The sequence below is a fragment of the Microcoleus sp. D3_18_C2 genome, assembly GCF_036702395.1.
Taxonomy (GTDB): Bacteria; Cyanobacteriota; Cyanobacteriia; order Cyanobacteriales; family Microcoleaceae; genus Microcoleus.
On the sequence record NZ_JAUBTG010000011.1, the window covers coordinates 25,553 to 43,499 of the forward strand.

The 17,947-nt window shown below is 45.9% G+C and carries 19 protein-coding genes; 7 read left to right on the forward strand and 12 right to left on the reverse strand.

The window, feature by feature from the left end:
- Positions 1-32 precede the first annotated feature (32 nt).
- The 3 genes from QUA88_RS09775 to QUA88_RS09785 all read right to left on the reverse strand — a co-directional run bounded on the left by QUA88_RS09775 (position 33) and on the right by QUA88_RS09785 (position 1,777).
- Positions 33-860 (reverse strand): PHP domain-containing protein, encoded by an 828-nt coding sequence (locus QUA88_RS09775; protein ID WP_333055932.1) that lies wholly within the window; start codon positions 858-860, stop codon positions 33-35.
- 317 nt (positions 861-1,177) lie between these two features.
- Positions 1,178-1,459 (reverse strand): hypothetical protein, encoded by a 282-nt coding sequence (locus QUA88_RS09780; protein ID WP_333082156.1) that lies wholly within the window; start codon positions 1,457-1,459, stop codon positions 1,178-1,180.
- Positions 1,460-1,498: 39 nt separating this feature from the next.
- Positions 1,499-1,777 carry a hypothetical protein gene (locus QUA88_RS09785; protein ID WP_333208105.1) on the reverse strand — a complete coding sequence of 93 codons (279 nt, stop codon included), beginning with the start codon at positions 1,775-1,777 and terminating at the stop codon, positions 1,499-1,501.
- A gap of 154 nt (positions 1,778-1,931) precedes the next feature.
- On the opposite strand from QUA88_RS09785, the gene QUA88_RS09790 reads away from it, so the two are divergent.
- Positions 1,932-2,258, forward strand: coding sequence for a hypothetical protein (locus tag QUA88_RS09790; protein WP_333055934.1), 327 nt, complete (start codon positions 1,932-1,934; stop codon positions 2,256-2,258).
- Between the two features lie 148 nt (positions 2,259-2,406).
- Here QUA88_RS09790 and QUA88_RS09795 read toward each other — a convergent pair whose 3' ends face one another.
- The gene (locus tag QUA88_RS09795; RefSeq protein WP_333055935.1) at positions 2,407-2,874 is read right to left on the reverse strand and encodes a hypothetical protein; all 468 of its coding nucleotides are present in this window, start codon (positions 2,872-2,874) and stop codon (positions 2,407-2,409) included.
- A 55-nt stretch (positions 2,875-2,929) separates the two neighbouring features.
- On the opposite strand from QUA88_RS09795, the gene QUA88_RS09800 reads away from it, so the two are divergent.
- Together QUA88_RS09800 and QUA88_RS09805 are read left to right on the forward strand one after the other, a co-directional pair.
- Positions 2,930-3,550: a histidine phosphatase family protein gene (locus QUA88_RS09800; protein WP_333231165.1), complete on the forward strand. Its 621-nt coding sequence runs from the start codon at positions 2,930-2,932 to the stop codon at positions 3,548-3,550.
- Between the two features lie 60 nt (positions 3,551-3,610).
- Positions 3,611-3,982 (forward strand): VOC family protein, encoded by a 372-nt coding sequence (locus QUA88_RS09805; protein ID WP_333271457.1) that lies wholly within the window; start codon positions 3,611-3,613, stop codon positions 3,980-3,982.
- A 189-nt stretch (positions 3,983-4,171) separates the two neighbouring features.
- On the opposite strand, the gene QUA88_RS09810 is transcribed toward QUA88_RS09805, so the two are convergent.
- Together QUA88_RS09810 and QUA88_RS09815 are read right to left on the reverse strand one after the other, a co-directional pair.
- Positions 4,172-4,462 carry a hypothetical protein gene (locus QUA88_RS09810; protein WP_333164903.1) on the reverse strand — a complete coding sequence of 97 codons (291 nt, stop codon included), beginning with the start codon at positions 4,460-4,462 and terminating at the stop codon, positions 4,172-4,174.
- Between the two features lie 42 nt (positions 4,463-4,504).
- Entirely contained in the window at positions 4,505-5,176 is a 672-nt protein-coding gene (locus QUA88_RS09815; protein WP_333062723.1) for a phosphoribosyltransferase family protein, read from the reverse strand.
- A gap of 193 nt (positions 5,177-5,369) precedes the next feature.
- Here QUA88_RS09815 and QUA88_RS09820 point away from each other — a divergent pair, with 193 nt between their 5' ends.
- From QUA88_RS09820 to QUA88_RS09830, 3 genes are all read left to right on the forward strand, one after another.
- Positions 5,370-6,056 (forward strand): uracil-DNA glycosylase, encoded by a 687-nt coding sequence (locus QUA88_RS09820; protein WP_333271461.1) that lies wholly within the window; start codon positions 5,370-5,372, stop codon positions 6,054-6,056.
- 223 nt (positions 6,057-6,279) lie between these two features.
- Complete coding sequence (locus tag QUA88_RS09825; protein WP_333271464.1) at positions 6,280-7,548, forward strand: DNA methyltransferase; 1,269 nt, start codon at positions 6,280-6,282, stop codon at positions 7,546-7,548.
- On the forward strand, positions 7,541-8,458 hold the full coding sequence (locus QUA88_RS09830; RefSeq protein WP_333263263.1) for a Bpu10I family restriction endonuclease: 918 nt from the start codon (positions 7,541-7,543) through the stop codon (positions 8,456-8,458). Before QUA88_RS09825 ends, QUA88_RS09830 begins: the two co-directional genes overlap by 8 nt.
- Before the next feature lie 31 nt (positions 8,459-8,489).
- On the opposite strand, the gene QUA88_RS09835 is transcribed toward QUA88_RS09830, so the two are convergent.
- From QUA88_RS09835 to tyrS, 3 genes are all read right to left on the reverse strand, one after another.
- The gene (locus tag QUA88_RS09835) at positions 8,490-9,074 is read right to left on the reverse strand and encodes a hypothetical protein (protein WP_333208100.1); all 585 of its coding nucleotides are present in this window, start codon (positions 9,072-9,074) and stop codon (positions 8,490-8,492) included.
- Between the two features lie 166 nt (positions 9,075-9,240).
- Positions 9,241-9,951, reverse strand: a complete 711-nt coding sequence (gene pyrF, locus QUA88_RS09840) for an orotidine-5'-phosphate decarboxylase (RefSeq protein ID WP_333208187.1) — start codon at positions 9,949-9,951, stop codon at positions 9,241-9,243.
- 115 nt (positions 9,952-10,066) lie between these two features.
- On the reverse strand, positions 10,067-11,299 hold the full coding sequence (gene tyrS / locus QUA88_RS09845; RefSeq protein WP_333271561.1) for a tyrosine--tRNA ligase: 1,233 nt from the start codon (positions 11,297-11,299) through the stop codon (positions 10,067-10,069).
- 317 nt (positions 11,300-11,616) lie between these two features.
- On the opposite strand from tyrS, the gene QUA88_RS09850 reads away from it, so the two are divergent.
- Positions 11,617-13,536, forward strand: a complete 1,920-nt coding sequence (locus QUA88_RS09850; protein WP_333055945.1) for a transglycosylase domain-containing protein — start codon at positions 11,617-11,619, stop codon at positions 13,534-13,536.
- A 337-nt stretch (positions 13,537-13,873) separates the two neighbouring features.
- Here QUA88_RS09850 and QUA88_RS09855 read toward each other — a convergent pair whose 3' ends face one another.
- From QUA88_RS09855 to QUA88_RS09865, 3 genes are all read right to left on the reverse strand, one after another.
- Positions 13,874-14,197 (reverse strand): DUF1825 family protein, encoded by a 324-nt coding sequence (locus QUA88_RS09855; RefSeq protein WP_006632589.1) that lies wholly within the window; start codon positions 14,195-14,197, stop codon positions 13,874-13,876.
- 272 nt (positions 14,198-14,469) lie between these two features.
- Positions 14,470-15,063, reverse strand: coding sequence for a signal peptidase I (gene lepB, locus QUA88_RS09860; RefSeq protein WP_333055946.1), 594 nt, complete (start codon positions 15,061-15,063; stop codon positions 14,470-14,472).
- Positions 15,064-15,468: 405 nt separating this feature from the next.
- Positions 15,469-17,946 (reverse strand): ATP-dependent Clp protease ATP-binding subunit, encoded by a 2,478-nt coding sequence (locus tag QUA88_RS09865; protein ID WP_333055947.1) that lies wholly within the window; start codon positions 17,944-17,946, stop codon positions 15,469-15,471.
- Position 17,947 lies beyond the last annotated feature (1 nt).

Below are 17,947 nucleotides of genomic sequence, written 5' to 3' on the forward strand. Positions count from 1 at the left end.
TGAGAATGGTGTAAAATATGAGTCCTAAAAAACTATTTCAAACTCGCCGCAGCAACTTTAATCGGTTCGAGTAATTCTAACGGCAAATGCAGCATATTCAATTGGGTGCTATCTGCGGCTTTCCTTTCCGGATCGGGGCCGTGATAATCGCTGCCACCAGTTGCTAGCAAACCGTAATGAAGACACAAATCTTTTAACTTTTGGATTTGGCTAGAACTGTGGGTGGGATGGTATACTTCAACTCCCATTAAACCAGCATCTACTAATTCTTGTAAAACTTCCTCAACACCGCCGCCGCGAAATAAATAAGGGTGAGCCCAAACTGGTACTGCGCCGCAACTTCGCAATAAATCAATGCCTTCGACGATCGAGAATTTCTCGTAATGCACATAAGCCGGGCCGTCATCTCCCAGCCAGCGATCGAATGCTTCCCGCGATGATTTCGCGTGACCTGCTTTTACAAGTGCAGAGGCAATGTGAGGCCTTCCCGGTGCCATTCCTGGCGATGTTTTTGGCAGTTCGATCGCGTATCCCATTGCTGCTAATTTTTCGACCATTTCCTGCGATCGGCGAAACCTTCCTTCCAGGCGATCGTTCAAAGGAACGCGCAACTTATTTGCATCAGGATAAAAACCTAAAATGTGCAGGGAACGGCCGTTGTGAACGGTGCTGAGTTCTAGTCCGGGGACTATTTCAATACCGTGCAAAGCAGCAGCGGCGAAGGCTTCATCCCAACCCGACATCGTATCGTGATCCGTGACAGCCAAGGCGCGAACCCCCGATGAAGCGGCCGCGGCTACGAGTTCGGCAGGAGTGAGAGTGCCATCGGAATAAGTTGTGTGACAGTGGAGTTCTAGCATTTTTTTTGGTAAGTTAAAGTCTGCGAAATCTGCAATTATTCCCCTCACTCACGCCACATATATCGTCATACTATTTTAGATTTTAGATTTTAGATTTTAGATTGGGCATGAGTGACAATATAAGGGTTGGGAGCTTGTCTACTGTTGCATTTTTTTTCGTAACTGGTTTCACAACCAGCAACATTTTTTTTATGTTTATCGTTATTTGTAATAACTTCTTGCGCCTTTAATGGGTACACATTTATGCTTATTCAAACTCGGCATGACATGGGTTTCAGCCCGCCTTTGCAGTTTAATTTAGATGCAGAACACCTTAGCTATTTCTTGATTTCTCGCATTGGGTAAAGCACACCCTCTGGCAATTTGGGAGGAACCGGCGATATTTCAATACTTTGTATGTTGTGAACTGGGATAACTACCAGTTTATCTGCCAATTCGAGAATTATCGGGTCTGCCGTCAACATTTTGTGCAGGCGAGTGCCTAAAGTTGCTTGCTCTCCTACTGTTCCCTCTGGCGCAATGAACTGGAAGTGTTGCTGTTTGCCGTTGGTATAGTGGATTGTCAGATTGATAATTCCTTCTTGGTTGGTTGCTTGCATAATTTTTTCCCCCTAACAGTCGATCGGGACTTGGCAAAATTAACAATAAATCAAAACTGGCGATCGCACCACCGTTGGAAAGCTCGTTGCAAAGCTTTTGACCAAACCAGGCTGTCGGTACGAAAGTCCGGTTACTGCTAATTTTACCACAAAAACTGTACGGAAACTCGCCAACTTACCCAGTATACAATTGGCAGTCGCGCTGTCTTCGCTCCTTAATGCGCGAGCTCCTTCGCCAACAATATTTGGTCGATCGGGCTTTCTTCTATGCCAGTTGGCAAAGTGGCTCAATTTAGCCTCTGTAGCGACTTGACTCAAAGCGGTCTCAAGTCTTACAGCAGAGGCATTTGAGCGCTTTGGGTGTCAAGGTTTTTCGAGGTGGGAACTGTGGAGGTTAGGATAGTGGCATTCTGCTTTCACTGCCGTAGAAGATTTTTTTATAAATTAATAACATAACATTCAGGTACAGCTTATGAAATCCACACTTTGTTTTCCCGAAACTTCTCTTCACTCTAACGCAGTCACTGTTAATAATAATGTTATTGACTCTTGTATCCTTACAGCTTGGATTGACTTAGTAGGAGGAGATTTTGAGAGCTTGGGAGGAGATGATTGGCTTCCCTTGTGCGGCGACATTGATGACGGCGAAATTTACCGGGAATGGTTTTTGTGGCAAGACAGCGAAGTGACTCAAGAATGGGAAGCTTACGATCCCATTACTAATTATCGAGTTGTGGCACCTAGCCGAGAAATGATGATTGCTAAAATCGACCAAATAGAAGATACCAGAACAATTTAGTTGAGAAGGAGAAGGTTAAATCTTGATTTTCAACTTTAATAAAAATTATGTAAACAAACCCGGTTTCTCCCAACCACACTCAAGAAACCGGGTTTTTCAGACCTCAAATCTAGGTGTGAGTTGAGTCCAACTGGTTGAACATAATAATTTATCTCGCTACTGCTTTTTGTTTTTCTCGTTCTAATTTGCGCTGCTTCAAGGCTGCCAGATTTTGTTTAATCGTGTCGATCGCAAATCCAGCCTCCTGCTGTTGGTATAATTCGCTGGCACGGATCAAATCTGCAACAGCCTCGTCATCCGATCGCAAATTTGCAAAAGCTAAGCCGCGATTGTGGTAAGCTTCTGCCAAAGTTGAAACTTGTTCTACAGCGCTGCTAAATTTATCTTTGGCTTTGCGGTACTTTCCCGACTGATAAGCCTCAATTCCTTGTTGAAAATAAACGGAAGCTTTGCTGCCACTGTCGGTATCGGGAAATTCTGGGGAATTTAAAATTGGTTCTTTAAATATTACAGAAATGCTGCCCTTGCCGAAGTAAGCCCAAGTCATTGTTCCAAACCCAATCCCCAGCACAAGGGCAATAATGACAGACAGAGCAATAAAATTGGTGAGTTCCATAGAGCAATATTTGTTGTATTATAATATGATAAGTTAATTCCTAACTTCTGCAACAATGGCTGCACGGATTTACCTTAACTGGAAATGGTTTTTCCGGTCGCTAGCTTTAGTATTGTCGATCGGCTTAATGATTGCAACTGCAAGTTCTGACGCAGCAACCAACGCCCAAACTCAAGCAGGGTGGCAATTGTTGCAGCGGGGGGAGACAGGGTTGGTGGTAGCAATGCGACACGCGATCGCCCCAGGTACGGGAGATCCTGCTAACTTTAAGTTAGGCGACTGTTCCACCCAGCGCAATTTATCAGCACAGGGACAAACCCAAGCCAAGCAAATTGGAGCCGAATTTCGCAACCGCAACATCAAAGTTGCCAGAGTTTTATCGAGTCAGTGGTGTAGGTGTTTGGAAACAGCAAAATTGATAAAGTTAGGCAAAGTCGAACCCTTCCCAGCGCTGAACTCGTTCTTTAGGGACAGCAGCACAGAAGCCAGACAAACAGCGACAATCCGCAAATTAATTGTTGATAATCGCAACACAAAAGGCGCGATTATTCTGGTAACTCATCAAGTAAATATTACCGCGATTACTGATATTGTACCGCAAAGTGGCGAAGCTGTGATTCTCAAAAGCGATCGACAAGGTAAAATCCAAATACTCGGACGAATTGGAGGATTTTAAATAGATAGAAAGTTATAATATTATCAATTCCCCATCACCAACTACGCAGTGCCAATTTATATGAGTTTCCAATACAGCGCCGCCCTAGTGACTTTAGCAGACCTTGATAAAGAAGTTCTCGTTAAATTTTATACAAAATTTCTCGACATAGAACCAAACCCTTACATTCCCAATACTTATGCGGAATTTCAACTCAACGGCTTAAGACTCGGCATCTTCAAACCCAAAGATTCCCACAAATCGGAATTTGCAAATCGAGCAAAAACAGGCATGAGTTTGTGTTTGGAAGTCAGCGATATCGAAACTGCGATCGCCCGAATTTGGGCTTTAGGTTATCCGCCCAGCGGAGAAATTATCAAAGCTTCTCACGGTCTAGAAATCTATGCCTTCGATCCTGCCGGGAACCGCATAATTTTACATCAATCTAATTAGAATGTAGGATGAGGTCTAATTATTGGTGAACTCTCGATCTTTTCTTCGCGTCCTTCGCGTCTTCGCGGTTAGTTCAAAAAAATATCTAGTTCACAACCCGCTGAGGATTGCTATATAAGTTATGCAATTGCTTCACCACCTTCGCAATCACATTGTCAAACCCGCCTCTACAAATCAAAACGGCCTTAACTACCTAATCAGTTCAGCAAAACTATAAAAACTGATAATTAATAACAGCAACGCTGTCAGATGAGTTAGCTGAAATTGAGGCCGTGGGCCGATGGATTCCCGCACCAAAATTGAAAAAGACGAACCAATTATATAACTCAAAGACAACGTTAAATATTGCCACTGCAATGTTACACTCCACAGCCCCAGCAACATCATCGCCAAAGTCAACATCACCAACTCAACAAAGCGAGGCGGATTGTGCTGAGTAGACAGAATCAAAGTGTCCAACCAATATTGCCAAGGTCTCATGTTTTAGCGATCGAGCTTTTGGATTTAGCCTTCTAGCTTAACCTACGATCGCCATTCAGTTTGTTGCTGCAAACACCTTAAAGCCTCCGCCGTCTCAACCTGCGGAAATTGCCCATAAAAGCGACTGACACTGTAAAAAGGGTGAGGAGTCTCCAGAACGATCAACTTATCGCCCATTTGGGCCAAAAATCCCATCAAATCTGCCGGGGCGACAGGCGCGCAAATCCACAAAGCCAGCGGTTGCTGCGACTCCAAAGCCTTAGCCGCCACAGCCATCGTCATCCCCGTAGCAATGCCGTCATCTACCAAAATCGCCAAAGCCCCAGCCGCGCTTATATTTGGGCGTCCAGGAGACAAATCTGCCAGCAGAGATTGAGCATTATTTTGAGCCAGAGGCAGGGCTGATTTTTGCAAGCGTAAATTGTGCTGCTTTTGCTTTTCCCAGAGGACGTGACCATCAGCAGTTGCAGCCCCGATCGCCAATTCTAAATTATCTGGGCGAGTAATTTTCTTGGCGACAACCACATCCAAAGGACAGCCCAAGCGGCGCGCAATCGGCACAGCAACGGGCAAACCCCCGCGCGGCAAGGCGTAAACAATCGGTTTCACCGCCTTCTGTGTCATTAAACTCAACTTGCCGAACTCGTCCACAACTGCCTCGGCCAGTTTTTCGCCTGCATCGGCGCGATCGTCAAAAAACGGGTTAGAGAACATATTTTTGCCTGTACGAGCTCAACCAAACAATTGGAGATTGTGCGAGTGTTAATTGGAGATTGTACGCGCGTGCGTAGCTATCCCGTAGGGAATCGACAGCATCACCTACAAGCTTCTAGCCAATCTCAAATCACACAACCCGATCTAAACTATAAACTCTAGGCTCAAAAATATCTCCCTAATTGTAAAAAGTATGTCCAGCGACTTGCAACTCAGCCTTTTTGACAACAATCAAAGTGCCACTTTCCAAACAGACTCAATACCAGCAAATGCCAAAATTCCCATTCCTCCCGGCACTTATCAAAATATGGAACAAATCGGCGAGCACTGCAACCGCTGCTACCGCTGCGAATTGGGCAACAGCCGCACTCACGCCGTCATCGGCCGCGGCAATCCTCAAGCCTCAATTTTGATTGTGGGAGAAGCGCCCGGACAAAACGAAGATGAAACCGGATTGCCCTTCGTCGGGCGATCGGGCAAACTGTTAGATAAGATTTTAGAATCCGTGGGATTGAGTGCAGAAACCGACGTATTCATTGCCAACGTCATCAAATGTCGCCCTCCCAACAACCGCCCTCCGACAGCAAAAGAAATCGAAGCTTGCAAACCTTACTTGCTCGAACAAATCCGCATCTTAGACCCCAAAATTATTTTATTAACCGGTGCAACCGCCCTCAAAGGTTTGCTAAGCGACAAGCGCCCCATTAGTAAAATTAGAGGTCAATGGATTGAATGGGAAAATCGTTTGTGTATGCCAATTTTTCACCCGTCGTACTTGTTGCGAAACCCCTCCCGCGAACCGGAAACTCCGAAATGGTTTATGTGGCAAGATATGCAAGCTATCAAGGCTAAATTGGATGAATTCAAAGAGCAATTCTAATCAATTTTTCTTGTTGATTTGTAGGCGGGTTTGAGGCACAATCTCGGATTTTTACCCACAATCTTAAAACCCGCCCCCACCCACCGAAAAATTATAATTAATTTTCATGTGCAATTAGTAGGGGACGGGTTTCACCAACAATCTCTGATTTTTACCTGCCATCTACAAAACAAGTTCCCGCTTTCCATTCATAAATTCACGCCCCGTAGTAAAAATCCGAATTATGGTTGTCTCTAGTATTTTTAGTGAAACTCCTATCAATAGACAAGAAATTCCTCAAGAACTATTAGACATTGAAGATAAACAACGTACTAATCCACTTCCTTGGAAAGGGCAATTTTCACCCCAGTTCGTCCAAACTTTGATTGATAAATACGCAACTAAAAATAGTGTTATTTTTGATCCATTTTTAGGTAGTGGAACAGTTTTATATGAGGCAGGAAGATTCGGAGTGGAAGCCTGCGGAACAGAAATCAATCCAGCAGCTTTAATCCTAGCTAACACTTATAAATTCATCACTATTTCACCCGGAAAGCGTGAAAAATGTATCAATTGTTTTCTCGCTCAACTAAAAACAGAGATATGGGAGAGAATGCCACTCTTCCAAACAATACAAAAAGAACTTACACCTAATGATTTAATAGATAAAATTGTAGATGTAGCCGTTGATGATGAAGAAAACTTCCTTAATGTTTTACATGAAGTATTAGTGATATTGCTAGACTTAGAAAACAAAAAACTTACCAAATCAAGAGTTTTTACACTTGCGGAAAATATCGCTACTTTTGTCCTTAAACTACCCTATAGTAAAAAGCCGATAAATGCCTACAATGCCGATGCAAGACACGTTCCCTTACAAAACTCCAGCGTCAATCTTGTGATTACCTCCCCCCCTTATATCAATGTATTTAACTATCATCAGCAGTATCGCGGTTCTACTGAAGCACTAAATTGGAAAATTTTAGAGGTGGCAAAATCAGAGTTTGGTTCTAATCGCAAGCATAGAAGTAATAGATTTCTAACTGTCATTCAATATTGCTTAGACATCGCCTATACTTTGCAAGAATTGTTAAGAATATGCAGCCCTAACAGTAGAATAATATTTGTACTAGGTAAAGAATCAAATATTAGAGGAACGCCTTTTTTAAATGGGGAGTTAGTTGCAGAAGTTGCTCGTCAAGTCTTGGGGATTAGCTTAGATATCCGTCAAGAAAGAAGTTTTGTAAATCGTTATGGAAAAATTATCAAAGAAGATATACTACACTTTACAAAAAGAGAAGACTTACAGTATTATTTTGCCATACATCAAGCCAGAACTCTTTCTATAGAAGCTTTAATATCTGCTTATTCCGTAGCCAATGAACAAGTAAAAGATGAAATCAAGGATGCTATCGATAAGGCTGCCACAGTACAGCCCTCACCTTATTTCGATCTGCAGCGTTCACGAAAAACCATTGAAATACTCAACCCAAAAGCAGAAAATTATGTTTAATTTAGCTCAACCACATGGGGACAAACTAGCAGCATTACTTGATAACGTGAAATTACCTCCTACAGATAAACGGCGTGTTAATCAAGCAATCGAATACTACAAAAAATGGTTGGAAACGCTTAAAAACATCAGGGGGGATGATCTGAAAGTTGTTCCAGAGATGGTATCCCATCTAACCTCCTATAAGCGATACATTGACGTTGAACTAATTTTTGACAGTGACAATGATTTTTTGTACCGTCAAAAAGGGCAATTAAAACTTGACAACTCAATTATTGAAGAATTTATACCTATCTTAGTTACAACCGTCTTTGCAGATTCATTAAAGGACAAAGAATTATCCTTTGGCCCAACACAGTGTTTTTCATCACTACGATTTGAGTCAAGTTTAAAACTCAGTCCAAAAGGCGGCGGGATGAGTATTCGAGCCAAGGATCAAGATTTTGCGATTAGTAGAAAAATATTCCTAAAAGCCTCTCATAACCAAGATTTTAAGGAGACTACCTCCCGTGAGGCAAATATTGCTTATGTTGCGGCTGAGTGTAAAACAAATCTTGATAAAACCATGTTTCAAGAGGGCGCAGCAACTGCCCTGGATGTAAAATTGAGTGTACCAGGAGCCAAGTATTTCTTGCTATGTGAGTGGCTTGATATGTCGCCGATTAGCTCATCACTCACAGCTATTGATGAGATACTAATTTTGAGAAAAGCAAAACGCTTATCGTCTAATATAAGAAGTGCTTTTAGTACGGTAGAGGGAAGAAAGAAAAATAAAGATTATTTTGTCAACCATCTCGATAACAACCCCTTTGCACCGGAAGTTTTTATGAGATTTTTAAGTGAGATTGAAGGGATGATTGGTAAAGATGAACTAGACGAAGATGACGTGCTGTCAAGAGGCTATTTTTAAGTGTAAAAAAAATCATCGGAACCAGCGAAAGCTATGGCTTTGCCTGACAATCGCGCAGCCACAAACGAATCGCCTCAGCAATTTCGCTTTTCTCCCCCTGTGGCCGCAACAACGGACTAACAGCCGCCACGGTATCATACCTAGAAACAATTTTCACTAATTCCCACCCGTTCTCCGTTTTAGTGAAAAATAACCAATGATATTGCTCAATTTCAACTCGTTTTCCCCCGCGATACTGCCGTTCCAAAGTAGTAATGAAAACTTGACTGGCATTTTCAGGAAGCGCATCTTCAAAATTCAAAGGTAGCGGTTCAAACTCCGGGCGGCCGGCTAAAATTATTTGAGGCAGCGCGTAACCGGGCGGTGTGTTAGTGTTAGGAGAAAAGTGCGATCGCACAATTACGCGATTAGCATAACTCGGCAAATCTTGCAACAGGCGATCGACCAAAGTTTCTAAATCAGCGGGACAGGGCGATCGCGCTAACCAACCATACCCACTTGCGTTTATAGTGCGATCGGCATTTGTGACAACATTAGCAGCCAAAGTCGGAGTTGCAACCGCAGATATCAGCAGATAAACACAGATGAACGCAGATAAAATTCCATTGGCGTTCATCGGCGTTTATCGGCGGTTAAAACTGAGATGTTGCACCATTCTCAATAAGCCTTTTATGAACAGGCAAGATGCCTGTTCCACAAAGAGTGAATTTTCTTGTGGAACAGGCATCTTGCCTGTTCTTGAGAATGGTGCAAGATGTGAGTTAAAAACAACATTCATATTGTTACTCCAACTCTTCACAAATACGCGCAAAAGCCGCCGCCGGATCGTCCGCAGCAGTAATCGGGCGCCCAATCACCAGATAATCCGCACCAGCTTTCAAAGCCGCCTTCGGAGTCATCGATCTTTTTTGATCGCCTCCCTCAGCCCATTTCGGACGCACACCGGGACAAACTAACACAAAATCATCCCCGCAACTCATTCTTAACTGTTCCACTTCTTGCGGAGAACAAACAGCCCCAGCTAAACCAGTTTCCTTAGCCAACAATGCCATGTGTAAAGCATATTCCGGCAACTCCAAAGGTATTTTCAACTCAAAAGCCAACTGTCGCGAATTCAAACTCGTTAATAGAGTAATAGCAATCAACTTAGGACTCGGTTTATCCACAGCCGCCGCCCCTTCAGTCAAAGCCAACTGTGCCGCTTTCAAAGCATCTTTACCACAAGTAGAATGGATCGTCAATAAATCCACATTATACTTACCAGCCGCCCGACAAGCACCAGCCACAGTATTCGGGATATCGTGAAACTTCAAATCGAGAAAAATCCGCTTTTCCCGTTGTTTTAAAATTTCCAAAATCCCCGGCCCGGAACTCACAAACAGTTCCAAACCCACTTTACAGAAAGATACTTGCGGCAGTTTGTCCAGAAGCGCGATCGCCTCTTCTTGACTCGAAACATCCAAAGCAACAATAATTCGATTATCAGCGTTCATCAGCGTTCATCTTCAGTATTCATCTGCGGTTAAAAAAATAGATTAGTCATCGCAATAATTGCCTGCTTTGAACAGGCAAGATGCCTGTTCCACAATAATTATTGGAGATGTCTATTCAAGACACCAATCGCACAAACTTATTCTTCCCAACCTGCAAAACCTTACCGCATAAATCAGCAGGTGATTCAAAGGTGAGGTTAACATCAGAAACTTTATCGCCCTCCAACTTCACCCCGCCGCCCTGCATCAACTTCCGCGCATCACCGCTGCTTTTACAAAGCCCGCTAGCACTCAGAATATAAAACAACTTAGCCGGAAATTGCACACTTGCCAAAGAAAACTCCGCCACAGCATCAGCTTGTCCCGCAGCACCTTTAACCAGCGCCATTGCATCTTGTTGTGCGCGATCCGCCGCTTCCTGCCCCCGATACTGGCGCACCACATCCACAGCCAAAAGTTTCTGTTTTTCTCGCGGATTTTCTGGCAATTCATCAAGTGGCAAATCTGTCAATAGTTCAAAATATTGGGCGATCGAACTATCAGCAATTTTCTCCAACTTAGAATACATCGTCAGCGGGTCTTCCGACAAAGCCACATAATTGCCCAAAGATTTCGACATCTTCTGCACCCCGTCAGTCCCTATCAAAATCGGCATCAGCAAACCAAACTGCGGCTTCATCCCAAAATGCCGCTGCAAATCTCTCCCCACCGCAATATTAAACTTTTGGTCAGTTCCCCCCAACTCCACATCAGCCTCCAAAGCCACCGAATCGTAACCCTGCATTAGTGGGTACAGAAACTCGTGCAGATAAATCGCATTTTCCTGCTGCATCCGATTATCAAATCCCTCTTTAGCGAGCATCTGCTGCACCGTCATCGTCTTCAGCAGTTCCAAAATCTTCGCCAAGTCCAATTTCGACAACCACTCGGAGTTATAGCGAATTTCCAAACGTCCGGGCGTGTCAAAATCTAGAATCGGACGCACTTGGTCTAAATAAGTCTTGGCATTTTCCGCCACTTGTTCGGCTGTCAACTGGCTTCGCATCTCGGACTTCCCTGTCGGATCGCCAATTCTTGCGGTAAAATCTCCGATGACCAGTACCGCTGTGTGACCGGCATCCTGAAAAGCCCGCAGTTTGCGGAAGCAAATGCTGTGTCCCAAGTGAATGTCCGCCCCTGTGGCGTCGATTCCCAGTTTGACTCGCAAGGGTCGATCGACTTGGGCCAGCAGTTGGGCTAAATTTTCGTCAGAGTTGCTAGAATCAGGTCGATCTGGAAAAATCTCGCTGATGCCGCGGTAAAGTGCTGAAAGGTTAGGAGTTATCATCGGGGAGCGATCGTTCATCATATTTTGCCAAAGTGCAGCAGAATTAGTTACACTCACTGGTTGACGCATAAAAACATAACTATCACGCTACTATAATCCGAAACCTGACCGGCTTTCATTAGCTGACCCCGCCCAAAAACGGATACCAGCCCCGACAACAGTCGCCGACATCCCACAATTTTAGACGCTAGTTCAAACTCCTAAATTGATCTGTGGAGTAAATCTAAAATCTAAAATCTAAAATCTAAAATCTAAAATCGATCGACTGACAGTCTCTAGGTTTCGCATCTAAAATTAAAAGTCTTAAACCCCAAATCGAGTGAGGAAGTGAAATCCACGTGTCAACCAACGCAGTCCGCAATAACACGGAAAACTCAGCCCCCGTATTCGAGTTTGTTCAGTCAGTCAGTAAAGTGACCGCCGGAACCATACTCAGCATGACAATGCTTGCCAGTTCCGTAGTCGCTGGTGGACTGGTTGGCTTAGCGATCAGCTTCCGCAATTTGCCAGATGTTCGGATCTTGCAAACCTACTCTCCCACAGAAACTACCCACATTTACGACATCAACGGCAAGCCGCTAGCCAGCATCCACGACGAAGCCAACCGGGATGTCGTACCCCTTGACCAAATCTCCCCGAACCTGAAACGAGCTGTTCTGGCGATCGAAGATAGCAACTTCTTCACCCACAAAGGTATCAACCCCGGCGGGATAGCCCGAGCTCTGATGGTCAACCTAGAGAAAGGTAGAACCGTTGAAGGCGGCTCGACTATGACTATGCAGCTAGTCAAGAACCTGTTTCTCTCTCCCCAGTCAAAATTTAGTCGCAAGGTAGCTGAAGCGGTAATGTCTATCCGCTTGGAGCAAATTCTCAACAAAGACCAAATTCTGCAACTATACCTGAATCAAATCTACTTAGGTCACAACTTGTACGGCGTAGAGACAGCCTCTCGAAGCTATTTCAACAAATCCGCAAGTAATTTGACTCTTTCAGAAGCAGCGATGCTGGCCGGCTTAATTTCTGCCCCCGAAGAATACAGTCCTTTCGTCAATTACAAATTGGCAAAAGAGCGGCAAGCCCTCGTTTTAGGCCGCATGAAGGATCTTAAATGGATTACGCCGGCCCAAGAGACAGCAGCCCGACAGGAAAAAATTAAGCTAGGCAAAATTACCTCTTTTGGCGGCTCTCAAGTTCCTTACGTAACACAAGCCGTAGTCCAAGAACTGACAAGGCGTTTTGGGCGAGATGCCGTGGTTAAGGGAGGAATGCGCGTTCAAACCACGATCGACCTCAAAATGCAGCGCATAGCCGAAGAAACCGTCAAAGCGTGGCACAATCGGCTTTACTACCAAGGGCTGTTTTACGATCGCGATGAAGGTCAAATTGCCCTAGCCGCCGTCGATCCCCGCACCCACTTCGTCAAAGCAATGGTTGGCGGCGTCGATTACGAAAAGAGTCAGTTCAACCGCGCCATTCAAGCACGCCGCCAGCCCGGATCTGCTTTTAAACCTTTTATCTACTACGCTGCCTTTGCTAGCGGCAAATACGCCCCCGATTCAGTTGTCTACGACTCCCCTGTCGGCTACCGCGACGGCGACGGCTACTACTACCCTCAAAACTACGGTGGCGGCTTCTCCGGTGCTGTCAGCATCCGCAGAGCATTGGAAGTCTCTCTGAACATTCCCGCCGTCAAGCTTGGCCAAGAAGTCGGATTGAATAAAGTGATTGAGATTTGCCGCGTGCTCGGCATCAGAAGTCCGATGGAACCGGTGATTTCTTTGCCCTTGGGTGCAGTTGACCTCACTCCTTTAGAAATGGCCGGATCTTTTGCTACCTTCGCCAACAACGGCTGGCATTCTGACACCACGTTTATCGTGCAAGTCACTGACAGCAGTGGCAACGTCTTGCTCGACAATACGCCCAAACCCAAATTAGTTCTCAATTCCTGGGCGGCGGCATCTGTCAACAGCGCCCTGCAAGGCGTAATTACCAGCGGAACTGCAAGGGCGGCTCAAATTGGCCGGCCGGCTGCGGGGAAAACAGGTACAACTTCCTCAGAACGCGATATCTGGTTTGTGGGTTACGTGCCCCAGTTGTCGGTGGCTGTTTGGATGGGCAACGACAATTATAGACCGATGAGCTACGGTGCTACTGGCGGTGGGATTGTCGCCCCTGTTTGGCGTGATTTTATGAGCCAAGCTTTGCAGGGAGTTCCCGCAGAAAGTTTCAAACCTGCTTCATCTTTTGAGCGGCCTTAATTATCAGTCAGTTGTCAGTTGTCAGTTGACTGTTGACTGTTGGCAGTTGGTGTTTGACAGTTGACAATTGACACTTGGCAGTTGACAATTACCCATTATTTCTCCTCTGACCGAAAGAATCCAGGATACCCGCCACGTGATTCATCCGTGGAGAAATAAAAAACCTGTATCAGATGAAACTTGCCGAACGTATTTATGCGTGGGGTCAATGCTTCAATCTAAAATCTAAAATCTAAAATCTAAAATCGATTGACTTCTGGCTTCTGGCTCACACTCGATAATTAATCCGTGTATCCGTATCAACATCCGTGTTGTGCCTTCCTTCTTCCTTCTGACACTAGGATTGTTTTTCCAGCTCAGATTTCATCCGCTCCAGCGTTGAGTTCATTTGCTCAAACATCTGCTGGGGCGTGATGCCAAATTGATTGAGCTGTGTTTTTAACTGTTCTACAGTCATCTGAGCCATGAAGTCCTCAGACAGCTCAAAGCGCTTCATAAAAATACGGTAGCGCTCCATCATCGATTCCATCTGAGCGATGAACATTTTCTTGCCTTCGCGATCGAATTTGCCGTAATTTCCACCTAGTTTGATGAGAGATTGATAGTCTTCAAACAACAGCTTGGCTTCTTGCTGAACAATTTCCGAATCAAAAAATCCCATAGCTTTCCTAATTTTTTAATATTCAACTAATTTTGATCGAGGCGAGAAAACCCGCTGCTTTTTGTACCATTTTATCAGTTGCCGGAGGAAGTCCCTACCCCTCAAGGTACAAGAATTAGTAGAAATTTCCGTACAGGAGAGGCCGATGCCCGCGCAGGGCCGATGCCCGCGCAGGGCATCGGGCCCCAAAAGCGTTGGTTATTGGTTATTCAAACTAACAACCAACCAATAACCAATAACTAATGACTGATAACTGATGACTAATGACTTCTTCAAACTTCCCCGATGCGTTCTAGAGGCCAAAACCGCACTACAGCACGGCCGATGATATTCTGCTTAGGTAAAAATCCCCACCTGCTGGAGTCGTTGCTGTTGTTGCGGTTGTCTCCCATCACAAAGTATTCATTTTCTGGAACGCGATAAGGCCCCCACTGGTATTTAGGAGGTTCGGCAATATATTTTTCGACCAGGGGTTTGTCGTTGAGATAAACTAAACCTTTTTTAACGGCGACTGTTTGACCCGGTAAGCCAATTACCCGCTTGATGAATGCTTGGTCTTGGGTAAAGCCTTGTTCTTGCAACTTTTCGGGCGGGGCAAATACTACGATGTCGCCAGTTTTTGGAGGTTCGAGGTAGTAGGAGATTTTTTCGACTACGACGCGATCGCCCACGTGCAGAGTGGGTACCATAGAATCTGAGGGTATGTAGCGCGGTTCGGCGACCAAGGCTCGAATCACTATTGCTAAACTTAAAGCAATAATCACTATCTGAAGATTTTCTCGCTGTGACTTCCACGCTTTCTGCCACCAGCTTTCAGGCGGATTTTCTGCTACTTCTGTACCCAAATTCTTTTTTTCAGATGTCATGAAAGTCCTCGCTAAATAGTTGCCACTAATTATCTGATTAAGCTCGCTCAGCATTTAAATTGCATCTCTACAAATCATCAAACCATGACTAGCTGCACACGCGAACCAGCCCAAAATATACAATTTAAATGCAGTACAGCTTACCATTGAAGTATGTCGCTGTTAATTACTAGACGTGAAGTGCAGGCATTTGCAAAGTTGCAAAGTATCTAGAAAGGCATCGGCGTTGCACCTGCGATTTCCCTATCAATCAAAGATTTATACAATAACTCTCATCTTGATATTAACTCATAAAAAAGGCAGAGAATTTAAATTCTCTACCTTTTTTATGTGAGGATTTTGAGTTGTTTGCGATCGCGAGATTGGTTATTTCAAAACTTTACTCGCGATCGCACTTACTCAAACTTACTCAACGCCTTGGGGCAGCAATTCCCGCTTTTGACCTTGCAGCACCTTAACAATTCCGTCCTCGCCCACATCAACAACAGCGGTGTCGCCGTCTTTGATGCGGCCAGAAAGGATTTCCTCAGCCAAACTGTCTTCCAGCAAGCGCATAATGGCGCGGCGCAGGGGTCGGGCTCCGTAGCTGGGGTTGTAGCCTTCTTCTACCAGCCGTTCTTTGAATTTTTCGGTCACTTCCAGGGTGATGCCCTGTTCTGTCAAACGGCTGAACACTTCTTTGAGCATAATGACGGCGATTTCTTTGACTTCTTCCCTGTTCAACTGGCGGAAGACGATAATTTCGTCGAGTCGGTTGAGGAATTCGGGGCGGAAGTAGTTTTTGAGTTCTTCGTTAACCAAAGAACGAATGCGGTTGTAATTAGCATCGGCTTGGTTGTCGCTGAACTCGAAACCGAGACCGCCGCCGCCTTTTTCAATCACCTTAGAACCGATGTTTGAGGTCATAATCAGCAGCGTGTTTTTGAAGTCCACGGTGCGACCTTTGGCATCTGTTAAGCGGCCGTCTTCCAATATTTGCAACAGCATATTGAAGACATCGGGGTGGGCTTTTTCGATTTCGTCGAACAGCACGACGGTGTAAGGACGGCGGCGGACTGCTTCTGTGAGTTGGCCGCCTTCGTTGTAGCCGACGTACCCAGGCGGAGAACCGATGAGTTTGGAGACGGTGTGCCGTTCCATGTACTCCGACATATCCAGCCGAATCATGGCATCTTCGGAACCGAAGAAGTAGCCTGCTAGGGCTTTGGTGAGTTCGGTTTTGCCGACGCCGGTAGGCCCGGAGAAGATGAAACTGGCGATCGGGCGATTGGGATTTTTCAAACCGACGCGGGCGCGACGGATGGCGCGGGAAACGGCTTTCACTGCTTCTTCCTGGCCGATCAAGCGCTGGTGCAAGGTATCTTCCATGTGCAGCAGCTTTTCGGATTCGGATTCGGTCAGTTTGTTGACCGGGACGCCCGTCCAGCTTGCCACGATTTGAGCAATGTCTTCTTCGGTGACAACTGGCGATGGGTCGGTTTCGCCGGTGCGGGCCGAGTCGGTTTTTTTAGCTTGGGAAATTGCGCGAATTTCGGCTTTGATCGTCATTTCTCGATCGCGCAATTCGCCGGCTTTGTCAAAGTCTTGAGAACGCACCGCTTCGTCTTTATCTTTGAGGACTTGGCGCAGTTCTTTGTCAAGTTCTTTGGCTGCGGGGGGCAGTTGGGAGTTGATCAGGCGAACTCTGGAACCAGCTTCGTCTACCAAGTCAATTGCTTTGTCTGGGAGGAAGCGATCGGAGATGTACCGATGTGAGAGTTTGGCTGCAGCTTCCAGGGCCGTGTCCAAAATTTTCAGCTTGTGGTGCTGTTCGTAGCGTTCCCGCAGACCGAAGAGAATCTCGATCGTCTCGTCTACAGTCGGTTCGCCGACCATAACGGGCTGGAAGCGCCGTTCTAGGGCTGCATCGCGCTCGATGTGCTTGCGGTACTCGTCTAAAGTTGTAGCGCCGATACACTGGAGCTCGCCTCTTGCCAAAGCCGGCTTGAGAATGTTGGCCGCGTCGATCGCGCCTTCCGCCGCACCAGCACCGATCAAAGTGTGCACTTCGTCAATCACCAAAATCACGTTACCCGCTGTGCGGATTTCGTCCATGATTTTTTTGAGGCGTTCTTCAAATTCGCCCCGGTATTTGGTACCAGCGACGAGCAAGCCGATGTCGAGGGTAACGACGCGCTTTTCTTCGAGGATGTCTGGGATGTCGTTGTTAGCGATGCGCTGGGCCAGACCTTCGGCGATCGCGGTTTTACCGACTCCGGGTTCGCCGATGAGCACCGGGTTATTTTTGGTGCGGCGACCGAGGATTTGAATTACCCGTTCGATTTCTTTTTGGCGTCCGACTACTGGGTCTAGTTTGCCATCGACCGCCATTTGAGTCAGGTTGGCTCCAAATTCATCCAGGGTTGGAGTCTTGGTGCGGGCACCGCCGCCCGTGGCTGCGACTTCTGCGGTTTCTCCCAGCATCCGAATCACTTGGGTGCGGACTTTCGACAAGTCTACTCCCAGATTTTCCAGGACTCTGGCCGCTACTCCTTCACCTTCGCGGATCAGGCCCAGCAGCAGGTGTTCAGTACCTATATAATTGTGTCCGAGTTGGCGAGCTTCTTCTAGGGATAGTTCTAGAACCCGCTTGGCGCGGGGAGTGAACGGAATTTCGACTGCTACGAAGCCGGAACCGCGCCCGATGATTTTTTCCACTTCAATGCGCGCGTCTTTCAGGTTGACGCCCATTGATTTGAGGACTTTCGCTGCAACCCCGGTTCCTTCTCCGATCAGACCCAGGAGGATCTGTTCTGTCCCTACGAAGTTGTGACCCAGGCGGCGAGCTTCTTCCTGGGCCAACATGATTACTTTTATTGCTTTTTCTGTGAAGCGTTCAAACATG

Bases quoted from the DNA above. Each gene is read 5' to 3' on its own strand.
- QUA88_RS09815 (WP_333062723.1), bottom strand. From the start codon at position 5,176: ATGTTCTCTAACCCGTTTTTTGACGATCGCGCCGATGCAGGCGAAAAA.
- QUA88_RS09830 (WP_333263263.1), top strand. From the start codon at position 7,541: ATGTTTAATTTAGCTCAACCACATGGGGACAAACTAGCAGCATTACTT.
- QUA88_RS09810 (WP_333164903.1), bottom strand. From the start codon at position 4,462: ATGAGACCTTGGCAATATTGGTTGGACACTTTGATTCTGTCTACTCAG.
- QUA88_RS09775 (WP_333055932.1), bottom strand. From the start codon at position 860: ATGCTAGAACTCCACTGTCACACAACTTATTCCGATGGCACTCTCACT.
- QUA88_RS09805 (WP_333271457.1), top strand. From the start codon at position 3,611: ATGAGTTTCCAATACAGCGCCGCCCTAGTGACTTTAGCAGACCTTGAT.
- QUA88_RS09835 (WP_333208100.1), bottom strand. From the start codon at position 9,074: ATGAACGCCAATGGAATTTTATCTGCGTTCATCTGTGTTTATCTGCTG.
- QUA88_RS09780 (WP_333082156.1), bottom strand. From the start codon at position 1,459: ATGCAAGCAACCAACCAAGAAGGAATTATCAATCTGACAATCCACTAT.
- QUA88_RS09855 (WP_006632589.1), bottom strand. From the start codon at position 14,197: ATGGGATTTTTTGATTCGGAAATTGTTCAGCAAGAAGCCAAGCTGTTG.
- tyrS (WP_333271561.1), bottom strand. From the start codon at position 11,299: ATGATGAACGATCGCTCCCCGATGATAACTCCTAACCTTTCAGCACTT.
- QUA88_RS09790 (WP_333055934.1), top strand. From the start codon at position 1,932: ATGAAATCCACACTTTGTTTTCCCGAAACTTCTCTTCACTCTAACGCA.
- QUA88_RS09800 (WP_333231165.1), top strand. From the start codon at position 2,930: ATGGCTGCACGGATTTACCTTAACTGGAAATGGTTTTTCCGGTCGCTA.
- QUA88_RS09825 (WP_333271464.1), top strand. From the start codon at position 6,280: ATGGTTGTCTCTAGTATTTTTAGTGAAACTCCTATCAATAGACAAGAA.
- QUA88_RS09820 (WP_333271461.1), top strand. From the start codon at position 5,370: ATGTCCAGCGACTTGCAACTCAGCCTTTTTGACAACAATCAAAGTGCC.
- QUA88_RS09865 (WP_333055947.1), bottom strand. From the start codon at position 17,946: ATGTTTGAACGCTTCACAGAAAAAGCAATAAAAGTAATCATGTTGGCC.
- pyrF (WP_333208187.1), bottom strand. From the start codon at position 9,951: ATGAACGCTGATAATCGAATTATTGTTGCTTTGGATGTTTCGAGTCAA.
- lepB (WP_333055946.1), bottom strand. From the start codon at position 15,063: ATGACATCTGAAAAAAAGAATTTGGGTACAGAAGTAGCAGAAAATCCG.
- QUA88_RS09795 (WP_333055935.1), bottom strand. From the start codon at position 2,874: ATGGAACTCACCAATTTTATTGCTCTGTCTGTCATTATTGCCCTTGTG.